The following is a 12170-nucleotide window of genomic DNA, read 5'->3' as shown; positions in this document are numbered from 1 at the left end:
GCAGCATGGTTTTTCTGGTGAAAAGTTCGCTACAATGCCGCTGTTTGACGTTTGCTTAACGTTTACGTAAACGTCACGAACAACGGTTACTAGAACTTCTATAAGGGAAAACCATGCAAATTCAGAACAATGTGTTCATCGTGACCGGTGGCGCGTCGGGGCTTGGAGCAGCCACGGCACGCATGCTGACCGAAGCGGGCGGCAAGGTCGTCATCGCCGACGTGCAGGTCGACGCCGGCACCGCGCTGGCAGCCGAGCTGGGCGGCCAGTTCGTCAAGTGCGACGTCACCTCCGAGGCGGACGGCCTGGCGGCCGTGGCGGCGGCAGGCAAGCTGGGCACACTGCGCGGCCTGGTCAACTGCGCCGGCGTGGCGCCGGCCATCAAGACCGTCGGCAAGGACGGCCCGCACCCGCTGGACGCCTTCCAGCGCGCGGTGAACATCAACCTGGTCGGTACCTTCAACATGTGCCGCCTGGCGGCCGACGCCATGGGCAAGCTTGATGGCGCCGAATACGGCGAGCGCGGCATCATCATCAATACCGCCTCGGTCGCGGCCTTCGACGGCCAGATCGGCCAGGCCGCCTATGGTTCCTCGAAAGCCGCCGTCGCCGGCATGACCCTGCCGATGGCGCGCGACCTGGCGCGCAGCGGCATCCGCGTCATGACCATCGCCCCGGGCATCTTCGAGACCCCGATGCTGATGGGCATGCCGGAAGAAGTGCGCGAGTCGCTGGGCAAGATGGTCCCGTTTCCACCGCGCCTCGGCATGCCGAAGGAATACGCGCACCTGGCCAAGGCCATCATCGAAAACGTCATGCTCAATGGCGAAACGATTCGACTCGACGGCGCGATCCGCATGCAGCCGAAATAAGCATTCCGGTAAGCGCTGGCCAGTTGTTGTAGGATAGCCAGATGTCGGGCGCGCGGCGCAAGCTGCGCGCCCGTTTTGCTTTCTGGAGACGTGAATTGAACAAGATGAAGATCCGCGAGGCCGTGCTGGCGCTCGCGCTGGCGTTTGTTGCCACCCAGCCCCTCCACGCGCAGGACACGCGCCAGGCCGCGCCCGAAGCTGCCACCGGCTATGCCGAGAAATCCGGCTGGCCAGCGAAGAACTACATGGTGGCCGCGGCCAACCCGCTGGCGGTGGAAGCCGGCTACCAGATATTGAAGCAGGGCGGCAGCGCCATCGACGCGGCGATTGCCACCCAGCTGGTGCTGACCCTGGTCGAGCCGCAATCGTCCGGCATCGGCGGCGGCGCCTTCCTGGTCCATTACGACGGCAAGCAGACCCAGGCCTTCGATGGCCGCGAGACCGCGCCATCGAAAGCCGACGAGCACCTGTTCCAGCGTCCGGACGGCAGCCCGGTGTCGCGCACCGAGGGAGTGGTCGGCGGCCGCTCGACCGGCGCGCCGGGCGTACTGCGCATGCTGGCGCTGGCGCACGGCCAGCACGGCAAGCTGCCCTGGAAGGCGCTGTTTGCTCCCGCCATCCGCCTGTCGGAGCAGGGCTTCAAGGTCAGCCCGCGCCTGCATGCGCTGTTGTCTGGCGACGTCCACCTGCGCAAGGATGCGGAAGCGGCGCGCTATTTCTACGGCAACGGCGGCCAGCCCTGGCCCGTCGGCCACGTGCTGAAGAATCCCGCGCTGGCCAAAACCCTGCGCGAGATCGCCGATGGCGGCGCGGAAGTCTTCTACACCGGCCGCATCGCGCGCGACATCGCGGCGAAGGTAGCCGGCCACCCGACCAATCCGGGCCTGCTCAGCGCCCTTGATATCGCCGCCTACCAGCCGAAGGTTCGCGTGCCGGTCTGCAGCGACTACCGCACGTACACGGTGTGCGGCATGCCGCCGCCTTCGTCCGGCGGCATCGCCGTGGCCCAGATGCTGGGCATGTTCGAGACCATCGACATGCGCGCGCTGGCGCCGAGGAACGGGGTCCCGGGACCGGACGCCCTGCACGTATTCAGCGAAGTCGGGCGCCTGGCCTACGCCGACCGCAACCGCTATGCGGCCGACACCGATTTCGTGCCGCTGCCGGGCCGTGGCATCCCGAGCCTGATTGACAAGGGCTACCTCGCGCAGCGCGCCAAACTCATTAGCCAGCGCTCGATGGGCGAGGCGCCGGCCGGCAAGCCGCCGGGCATGGAGCTCGCCTGGACCTGGGGCCGCGACAACGCCATCGAAACCCCGTCCACCTCGCACGTCGCGGTGGTGGACAGTTACGGCATGGGCCTGGCCATGACCACCACCGTCGAAGACGCTTTTGGGTCGCGCCAGATGGTCGACGGCTTCATCCTGAACAACCAGCTGACGGACTTCTCGTTCGCTTCGCGTGACGCCGACGGCCCGGTCGCCAACCGCGTCGAAGCCAATAAACGTCCGCGTAGCGCGATGTCGCCGACCGTGGTGTTCGATAAAAAGACCGGCAAGCTGGTGCTGACGGTCGGCTCGCCCGGCGGCCCGGCCATCATCAATTATGTCGCCAAGGTGCTGGTCGGGACGCTCGACTGGGGCCTGAACGTGCAGCAGGCGGTCAACCTGCCAAACTTCGGCAGCCGCAATGGCCCGACCGAACTGGAAGCAGGGCGCTTCCCGTCCACCACGATCGAGGCGCTGAACGCGCGCGGGCACAAGGTGCGCCTGGGCGAGCAGACCTCGGGGCTGCATGGCATCCAGCGCATCGAGGTGCATGGAGTGCCGCTATGGTATGGCGGGGCGGATCCGCGACGCGAGGGTGCGGCCAAAGGAGACTAGCTCAGGCCTTGAAGATCTTCAGCAGGGTGACGGCGGGCGAGGCGCTGCCGATCTTGCGGTTGCCCCGGGCGGCGTCGATCACTTCGACCAGTTCGTCGTACTTGTCGGCCTGGCGATCGTCCAGGTTGGTCATGTTCATGTTCCAGCGCGGGAAGGTCCGGAAGCTGGCCGGCTCGTTGTAGAGGATCCGCGAATTCTTGTGGCGCGGATCCAGTTCGATTTTCTTGTACAGCGCGGCAAGGGTCGGGGCCGGCCCCTCGAGCACCTGCAGGAACCAGCCACCGTTGTAGAACAGGCTGCCGGTCACGTCGATGGGCTCATTATTCGAACGGGCAGTGGCATGGATGGCGCGCAGGTCTTCTTCCGACATTTTTCGGCTTGCCTGGCTGACATAAACTAGTTGATTGATCGACATGGGGTATTCCTGAAAGTAGTTATGGGCAAGCGTGCCCGGGTGGAGTTCATGCTACGGTTGATAGTTATAGCAGGAGTTATTTTTCCTTGAAAGTAACTTCTTTCTGTTCGGAAATATTGGCGGGACAATTCTGCACAGTTGGCCGGAATCGCTTGTCGGTAGAAACGCAACTCCAGCGTATTTATTTCCCTAGAGAACCTCGATTTTTGCTAAGCTTGGCAGGTGGACAGTAAAGAAAAAACAGGCCTGGTCCTCACAGGCGGTGGAGCACGCGCCGCCTACCAGGCTGGCGTGATGCATGCGATCGCGCGCATCCTCGCCGACGCCGGCAGGCCAAGCCTGCGTTCCCCCTTCGACATCATCTGCGGCACTTCCGCCGGCGCCCTGAATGCAACCGCGCTGGCCTGCCGCGCCGACGACTTTTCCAGCGCCGTGCGCGGCCTGCTGGGCGTGTGGGAAGGGGTGGCCGCGCACCAGGTCTACCGCGCCGATTCGCTGTCCGTGCTGCGCTCGGGCGCGCGCTGGATGTCGCTCCTGTCCTTCGGCTGGTTGCTGCGCAAATGGCATGCCGCGCCGCCCCAGTCGCTGCTCGACAACACCCCGCTGGCTGGCCTGCTGCACCGCGTGCTCGACCTGCCGCGCCTCGATGCCGCGCTGGCCGACGGCGTGCTGCATGCGCTGGCGATCACCGCCTCGTCCTACAGCAGCGGGCACCACATCACCTTCTACCAGGCCGCGCGCGAGATCACGCCCTGGACCCGGCACCAGCGCCTCGCGCTGTCGACCCAGATCAGCGTCGAGCACCTGCTGGCCTCGAGCGCGATCCCCTTCATCTTCCCGGCCGTGCCGCTCTACCTGGGCGGACGCCGCGAATACTGCGGCGACGGCTCGATGCGCCAGCTGGCGCCGATCGCGCCGGCCATCCACCTCGGTGCCACGCGGGTGCTGGTGGTGGGGGGAGGGCGCATGTCCGAGGCGGCGTCCGGTACGGCGTCCGACCCGGCGCCGGAGTCCGGCTATCCGAGCCTGGCGCAGATCGCCGGCCATGCGCTGTCCTCGATCTTCCTCGACAGCCTGGCGGCCGACATCGAGCGCCTGCAGCGCGTCAACCAGACCCTCGAGCGCGTGCCGCCAGAGGCGCGCGCGGCGCTGCCGCTGCGGCGCATGGAGCTGCTGGTGATCGCGCCGTCCGAGCGGCTCGACGACATCGCCAGCCGCCATGTCCACAACCTGCCGGCGCCGGTGCGCACGCTGCTGGCCGGGATCGGCGCGCTCGAGTCGCGCGGCTCGGCGCTGGCGTCCTACCTGCTGTTCGAAGGCAGCTATACGCGCGAGCTGATACGGCTCGGCGAACACGATACCCTGGCCCGGCGCGACGACGTGCTGGCCTTCTTCCCCGAATGAGCGCGCTGCTAAGAATGTTGGCGGCAGCGCTGCTGCTGGTCCTGTGCGCGAACGTCTTTGCCGCCGCGCCGCGCCTGACGCTGCGCTTCGAGCACCTGTCGGTGGCCGAGGGCCTGACCCAGGAATCGGTGCTGGCCGTGGTCCAGGACCGCGACGGTTTCATGTGGTTCGGCACCCAGAATGGACTGTCGCGCTTCGACGGCTACCGCTTCATCAATTACCGCAACGTGCCGGGCAAGGCGGGCTCGCTGTCGAACAACTGGGTGCGGGTGTTGCATCTCGACCGCCACGGCCGCCTGTGGCTGGGCACCGACGGCGGCCTCAACCTGTACGACCCGATCACCCGGACCTTCACCGTGTTCGTCCCGAACGAAACCACAAGGCGCGGCAATGGCAACCGCCATATCACGGCGATTGTCGGAGATGGCCACGACGGCCTGTGGATCGGCACCAGCGACGGCCTGCAGCATTTCGACACCGTGCTGCGCCGGTTCAGCATCTGGCACCATGAAAAGGGCAACGAGCGCAGCCTGGGCGACGATAGCGTCAATGCGCTGGCGCTGGACGCCGGCGGGCGACTGTGGGTCGGCACCGGCGCGGGGCTGGACAGCCTGAGCCCAGGGCGCGACCGCTTCGAGCACCACGCGTCCGGACTGGGTCCGCGCCAGAACCCGGTGCGCGCACTGATGATCGACGGTGGGCAGCGCCTCTGGGTGGGCCGGCTGGGCGGGCTGGAACGGCGCGAACTGGCAGGCAAGGCTGCCGGTTCGGTGCGCCGGTTCGGCCAGGCCGACGGCCTTGGCCCTTGGTGGATCACGGCGCTGTACGTGGACGCCGGCAACGAGATCTGGGTCGGCACCCACGACAATGGCCTGCTGCGCTGGCGCGGCCGCGAGGACAGCTTCGAGAGCCACGCGCACGCCGCCGCCGACCGCCACAGCCTGGCCGACAATCAGGTCTCGGCGCTGTACCGCGACCGGCTTGGAACCTTCTGGGTCGGCACCTGGTATGCCGGCGTGTCGCGGGTGGACCTCGGCAGCGGCGGCTTCGCCCGTATCGTGCGGCGGGGCGATGGCTCCGACGCACTGGCCGACAACAAGGCGCAGGCCTTGCTGGCCGATGGCGACAAGCTGTGGATCGGCACCGGCACCGGGCTCAATCACTTCGACCCGGCCACCGGGCAGGCCACGGTCTACCGACACGACCCGGCCAACCCGAACAGCCCGATTGACATGCCGGCCACCGCGCTGGCGCGCGACCGCCAGGGCCTGCTGTGGATCGGCGGCCGCACCGGTATAACCTCCTTCGATCCCGTGTTGCGCAAGTTCGTGCGCCAGCTGTTGCCGGGCGACGCCGATGCCAACAGTGTGCGTGGCGTGGTGGCGGGACCGGACGGCTACATGTGGATCACCACCCGGGGCGGCCTGCACCGGCTCGACCCGCTCACGCGCAAGGTCGAGAGCTGGCGCCACGACCCCGCCAGGTCGAGCAGCCTGGCCGACGACACCGTACGCCCGGTGCTGCACGACCGGCGCGGCCGCATGTGGGTCGGGACCTTCGATGGCCTCGACCTGATGGATCGCGCCAGCGGGCGCTTCCGCCACTTCCGCCACGACCCCTTCGACGCGGCCAGCCTGAGCCACGACGAAGTCCATTACCTGTTCGAGGACAGCCGCGGCGACGTCTGGGTCGGCACCGCGGTCGGCCTGAACCGGATGGTGACGGCCGCCGACGGGTCCGTGAGTTTCGTACGCTACACCATGCGCGACGGCCTGGTCGACGATGCGGTGGCGGGGATCCAGGAAGATGGCGACGGCCGCTTGTGGATCAGCACCAATAACGGGATTTCGTGCTTCGACCCGGTGAACAGCCGCTGGCGCAGCTATGCGGCGGCCGACGGCATCACCGAGGGCGCCTTCATCGACGGCGCCGCCTTGCGCGGGGCCGACGGCACCTTGTACTTCGGCGGCTTCAACGGCATTACCGCATTCGACCCGCGCGCCATCCGCGACAACCGGGTGCCGCCGCGCCCCGTCATCACCGGGCTGCAGGTGTTCAACCGGCCGATCGAGCAGGAGCTGCCCGGCCTGCTCACCGGCCCGATCGAGCATGCCGAGACGGTGACCCTGCCGGCCGGCGCCTCGGTGTTTTCGCTCGAATTCTCGGCGCTGCATTTCGCCGCCCCGGCGCGCAACCGCTTTGCCTACCGCCTGGATGGCTTCGACAAGGACTGGGTCCAGGCCGATGCCGGCAAGCGCTTCGCCACCTATACCAACCTCGATCCGGGCACCTATGTGTTCCGGGTGCGCGCCGCCAACAAGGACGGCGTCTGGAGCGAGAAGGCGGCCGCGCTGGCGATCACGATCGAGCCGCCGCCCTGGGGTACGCCCTGGTTCCGCGCCATCGCCGCGCTGCTGCTGGTCACCTCGATCTATGCCGGGGTGCGCATGCGCCTGTCCGGCCTGCGCCGCCAGAAAGAGCAGCTGGCGCGCCAGGTCGGGGCGCGCACCGAACAGGTCGAGCAGCAGAACCGCGTGCTCGAGCGCCAGACCCAGGAACTGCGCGAACAGGAAATGCGCGTGCGCCAGCAGTCCAACGAGCTGGCCCGGGCCTACCGCGCGCTGCAGGAGAACGAGGAATTCCTGCGCCAGGCCAAGCAGCGCGCCGAGGATGCGACGCGCCAGAAGTCGGAATTCCTGGCCAACATGAGCCACGAGATGCGCACCCCGCTGGCCGGCGTGATCGGCATGCTCGGCTTCGCGCTGCGCGACAATGCGCTGCGCGACAACACGCGCGACCAGATCGTGCGCGGCCAGGCCAATGCCCAGGCCCTGCTGGCGATCATCAACGACCTGCTCGATTTCTCCAAGATCGAGGCGGGCAAGCTCAGTATCGAGAACATCGACTTCGACCTGCACGGCGCGATCCGCGGCGTCGCCAGCCTGTTCGAGGAGCAGGCGGCGGGCAAGAGCGTCGACTTCGAGGTAAGCCTGGCCCCGTCGCTGCCGCGCTATGTGCTGGGCGACCCGACGCGGGTGCGCCAGGTGCTGGTCAACCTGGTCGGCAATGCCTTCAAGTTCACCCGCTCCGGCAGCATTTCGGTGGAAGTGGACCTGCGCGCCGAAGACCAGGTGCGCGGCGACGGCTGGAACATGGTGCGCTTCACGGTGCGCGATACCGGCATCGGCATCCCGGCCGATGCGCTGCCGCGCCTGTTCCAGAAATTCGAGCAGGCCGACACCACCACCACGCGCCGCTACGGCGGCACCGGGCTGGGACTGGCGATCTGCCGCCAACTGGTGGCGCTCATGGGCGGCAACATTGGCGTCAACAGCACCGAAGGCAAGGGCAGCGCCTTCAGCGTGGTGCTGCCGCTGGCCGACGGCGTCGAGCCGCCCCATCTCGAGCACGAGGCGCTGGCGCCGCACACGCACCGCCTGCGCATCCTGTGCGCCGAGGACTACCCGACCAACCAGATCATCGCGCGCGTCATGATCGAGGAAATGGGCCACCAGGTCGATATCGCCGACAACGGCGCCGAGGCGGTGGCGGCCTGCGCGCGTACGCGCTACGACCTGGTGCTGATGGATGGCCGCATGCCCGAGATGGACGGCGCCACCGCCACCCGCCTGATCCGCGCCGGCGGCAGCGCGGACGCCCGCGTGCTCGACCAGCACCTGATGATCGTGGCGCTCACCGCCAACGCCAGCGACGAAGACCGTGCACGCTACCTGGCCTGCGGCATGGACGCCTTCCTGACCAAGCCGATCGACGAGGACGCGCTGCACCAGCAGGTCTCGCGCGCCATCCAGCGCCAGCTCCAGCGCGGCGTGCCGCTGGCGCCGATGCCGCCCATGGCCGCACACCCGGATGCGGACCCGGGGCCGATGGCCGCGCTGGACGCGATGTTCGGCGTGGCGCCCGCCGCCGACGCAGTACCGGCGGTGGCCAACCCGGGCCGCCGTTCCGACGACCTGAAGGCGCGCCTGCAGGCTGCCTTCGCGGGCGACCTGCCACGCCGCCGGCTCGAGCTCGATGCGGCGCTTGAAGCGGGCGACATGGAGGCGGCGGGCAGGGTGCTGCACGGCCTGCGCGGCAGCGCCGCCCACCTGGGCGACACGGTACTCGAAGCCCTGTGCGGCGACCTCGAGGTGGCGGCCGATGCCGGCGACCGCGCGCGCGTCATGGCCGGGATGGCGCGCCTGCGGATGCTGCTGGCCGCATTCCAGCCGTCAGCGGCGTGAGCCCGCTCCTGCTTATAATCGGCGCCATGACAGTTGCGAGGGTGATGACATGAGCATGGACGTACGCGTCCTGGTGGTGGACGACGACGTTGTGTCGCGCATGATGCTGATGCATCTGGTCGACAGCTGCGGACCATACGAGATCGCGGAAGCCGAGGACGGCGAGGACGCCTGGCGCCAGCTGGCGGGCGGCCTGCAGCCGGCCATCGTGTTCTGCGACCTGCGCATGCCGAATTTGTCTGGCATGTGCCTGCTGGCCCGGGTGCGCGCCGATGCAGCCGTGGCCAGCATCCCCTTCGTGCTGGTGTCGGCAGCGTCCGACTCGGAGACCATGGCCGAAGCCGGGCGCCTCGGGGCAAGCGGCTATATCGTCAAGCCGTTCGCACTGGAGCAGGTGCGCGCCCAGCTGGCACAGGTGGGGCAGCGGGATGAACCCCCGGATGAAGATCCCGATGCCGTGGCGCGCCGCCTCGGCATCGGGCCGGAACGCCTGCTGGTCTATCTCGCCGGCCTGCAGCGCCAGCTCGAAGAGGCGGCGCGCCAGCCGGCCGCGGCGCCGCTGCTGCGCCTGGCCGAAGGCTGCGCCACGCTCGGCCTCGCCGCCAGCGCCGCACGGCTGCGCGCCGCGGCAGGGCAGGCCGATGCCAAGGCCGCCGCCGGCGCGATCGGCCATGCCGTCGGCGCGGCGGGGCGCCAGCAGCGGCGCGCGCAAGCGTAACGACGATTCCGCTTGCTGGCCTATTGCTTTAGATTTAAAGTACCTGCGGACTGTTGCCTGAATATTCACAGGAAGCTCACATGACCGCATCCGTAGCACTCCAACCCTCCGGCTATGCCGACGGCTTCGCGCGCGCCAGCCTGCCGCCGCTTGGCGAATGGCCCGAGTTCCTGTTCGATTTGCCCGAGCTGCAGTATCCGCCGCGCCTGAACTGCGTCGCCGAACTGTTCGAGGTGGCCAGGCTGCGCGGCTGGGACCAGCGCACCGCATTGATTGGTGCGCGCGAGCGCCTGACGTATGCGCAGCTGCGCGAGCGGGTCGACCGCATCGCCCAGGTGCTGCGGCGCGACCTTGGCCTGGCCACCGGCAACCGGGTGCTGGTGCGGGGCGCGAACTGCCCGATGATGGCGGCCTGCATACTCGCGGTCATCAAGGCCGGCTGCATCGCGGTGCCCACCATGCCGCTGCTGCGCGCCCGTGAACTGGGCACCATCGCCGAACGGGCGCGGGTGGACGCCGTGCTGTGCGCGGCCTCGCTGCGGTTCGAGGTCGATGCGATGGAGCGCCCCGGGCTGCCGCTGCTGCTGTTCGACGACCCCGGCGCGGCCGATTCGCTGGAAGCGCGCATGGCCGGGCACGATGCCCCGTTCGCCGCGCCCGATACGGCGGCCGACGACGTCTGCCTGATCAGTTTTACTTCGGGCACCACCGGCGTGCCGAAGGGGACGATGCACTTCCACCGCGACCTGCTGGCGATCTGCGACTGCTTCCCGCGCCATACGCTGGGCTCAAGCATCGACGACATCTTCATCGGCACGCCGCCGCTGGCCTTTACCTTCGGCCTGGGCGGGCTGCTGCTGTTCCCGCTGCGGGTGGGCGCGAGCGCGGTGCTGATCGAAAAACTCAGCCCGGAAACCCTGCTCGCAGCGATCCAGGAACACCACGCCACGGTGTGTTTCACGGCGCCGACCTTCTACCGCCAGATGGCGCAGCTGGCGCCGCGTTTCGATTTGTCCACCCTGGGCCGCACCGTGTCGGCGGGCGAGGCGCTGCCGCTGGCCACGCGCGAAGCCTGGCAGGACGCGACCGGGCTGGCGATGATCGACGGGATCGGCGCGACCGAGATGCTGCACATCTTCATCTCCGCGGCCGGCAGCGAGGTGCGCCCCGGCGCCACCGGCAAGCCGGTGCCGGGCTACGTGGCCTGCATCCTCGACGAGGACGACCGGCCGGTCGGGCCGGGCACCATCGGGCGGCTGGCGGTGAAGGGGCCGACCGGCTGCCGTTATCTCAGCGACCCGCGCCAGCGCGACTACGTGATCGACGGCTGGAACCTCACCGGCGACGCCTACGAAATGGATGCGGACGGCTATTTCTACTACCGCTCGCGGCTGGACGACATGATCATCTCGGCCGGCTACAACATCGCCGGCGCCGAGGTCGAGGAAGCGCTGCTGCACCATCCGGCAGTGGCCGAATGCGGGGTGGTGGGGCGGCAGGACCCGGAGCGCGGCCAGGTGGTCGAGGCCCACGTGGTGCTCAAACCAGGTGTCGAAGCCTCGGGCGACACGGCCTTGGCGCTGCAGGAATTCGTCAAGGCGCAGATCGCGCCCTACAAGTATCCGCGCGTGGTGCGCTTCCGCGAACAGCTGCCGCGCACCGAAACCGGTAAACTGCAGCGGTTTAAATTACGTAACGATGCGGTGTGAGGAAACTATGGCGGATCTGGAAGAGCAGGACCACGGCAAGGGGCCGGAGCAGGTGCGGGGCAGCGCAGGCACGGAGCAGGAACGCGTCGCGGGGCTGGACCTGGCCAGCCGGCTCACGAGCGAGCACCACCAGTCGCTCAAGCTGTGGCTGCGCATGCTCTCGTGCACCGTGCGGATCGAGAACGAGATCCGCAGCCGGCTGCGCGCCACCTTCAACATCACGCTGCCGCGCTTCGACCTGATGGCCCAGCTCGAGCGCCATCCGGACGGCCTGCGCATGGGCGAGCTGTCCAAGCGCATGATGGTCACCGGCGGCAACGTCACCGGCATCACCGACCAGCTCGAACGCGAAAAGCTGGTGGTGCGGGTGCCCGATCCGGCCGACCGGCGCGCCTGGGCGGTGCGCCTGACCCCGGAGGGCCGCACCGCCTTCGCCGAAATGGCGGCCGTGCACGAGCGCTGGATCGACGAGATGCTGGGAGATATTCCGGCCGAGGACAAGGCCAGCCTGATTGCGCAGCTGGCGTCGATGAAGCGGCGGCTGAGGGTCGACGAAGGCAGTGCGGGCAGCCAGTAAGGCAGTGCCGGCACAGAGTTACATCGTAGCGTGGGCAAGTTCCTTGCCCACGCGGTGACGATATGAACAGGCGCGCGGGCTGCAGCACCGTGATTTGAACGCGCGGGCGGAAACGCGGGACCGGGGCGCCTGTAAAGTTTTTCGACAGTAAGATTGAAGGGGGGCGCCGGGTCCAGACTGCTGTTCTGCTTTGGCTGGAGCGCTGGTACAATAGCGGGCTGCAAGACCCGGTCTTGCGATGTGTCGCAGACGCGAACGTCGCCATAGTACAATGGATAGTACAAGGTCCTCCTAAGACTTAGATGCAGGTTCGATTCCTGCTGGCGACACCATCTCTTGCGCCCGTCC

8 protein-coding genes and 1 tRNA gene are annotated in these 12170 nt (G+C 68.1%); 8 read left to right on the top strand and 1 reads right to left on the bottom strand.

All coding sequences use genetic code 11. The features are described 5' to 3' along the window. The first annotated feature begins 113 nt into the window (after positions 1-113). Both HGB41_RS12550 and ggt read left to right on the top strand, forming a co-directional pair. Entirely contained in the window at positions 114-872 is a 759-nt protein-coding gene (locus HGB41_RS12550; protein ID WP_171084763.1) for a 3-hydroxyacyl-CoA dehydrogenase, read from the top strand. A 104-nt stretch (positions 873-976) separates the two neighbouring features. After that, entirely contained in the window at positions 977-2755 is a 1779-nt protein-coding gene (ggt, locus tag HGB41_RS12545; protein WP_171084899.1) for a gamma-glutamyltransferase, read from the top strand. Position 2756: 1 nt separating this feature from the next. On the opposite strand, the gene HGB41_RS12540 is transcribed toward ggt, so the two are convergent. Beyond that, positions 2757-3170, bottom strand: a complete 414-nt coding sequence (locus HGB41_RS12540; RefSeq protein WP_171084761.1) for a BLUF domain-containing protein — start codon at positions 3168-3170, stop codon at positions 2757-2759. Between the two features lie 222 nt (positions 3171-3392). Between HGB41_RS12540 and HGB41_RS12535 the strand changes: the two genes are divergently transcribed. From HGB41_RS12535 to HGB41_RS12510, 6 genes are all read left to right on the top strand, one after another. Further along, complete coding sequence (locus tag HGB41_RS12535) at positions 3393-4574, top strand: patatin-like phospholipase family protein (protein ID WP_171084759.1); 1182 nt, start codon at positions 3393-3395, stop codon at positions 4572-4574. 14 nt (positions 4575-4588) lie between these two features. Then, positions 4589-8818 (top strand): hybrid sensor histidine kinase/response regulator, encoded by a 4230-nt coding sequence (locus tag HGB41_RS12530; protein ID WP_171084757.1) that lies wholly within the window; start codon positions 4589-4591, stop codon positions 8816-8818. Between the two features lie 49 nt (positions 8819-8867). After that, entirely contained in the window at positions 8868-9536 is a 669-nt protein-coding gene (locus HGB41_RS12525; RefSeq protein WP_229422991.1) for a response regulator, read from the top strand. A gap of 80 nt (positions 9537-9616) precedes the next feature. Continuing rightward, a complete protein-coding gene (locus HGB41_RS12520) occupies positions 9617-11245 on the top strand; it encodes an AMP-binding protein (protein WP_171084755.1) in 1629 nt (542 codons plus the stop codon). 7 nt (positions 11246-11252) lie between these two features. Next, positions 11253-11822, top strand: coding sequence for a MarR family winged helix-turn-helix transcriptional regulator (locus tag HGB41_RS12515; protein WP_171084753.1), 570 nt, complete (start codon positions 11253-11255; stop codon positions 11820-11822). A gap of 257 nt (positions 11823-12079) precedes the next feature. Next, positions 12080-12154: transfer RNA gene (locus HGB41_RS12510), tRNA-Arg, on the top strand. The last annotated feature ends 16 nt before the right edge of the window (positions 12155-12170 follow it).

The organism is Telluria aromaticivorans (assembly GCF_013003915.1).
Taxonomy (GTDB): domain Bacteria; phylum Pseudomonadota; class Gammaproteobacteria; order Burkholderiales; family Burkholderiaceae_D; genus Telluria; species Telluria aromaticivorans.
The sequence above is the reverse complement of the archived record's forward strand: the minus strand, read 5'-3'. Positions and strand labels throughout refer to the sequence as shown.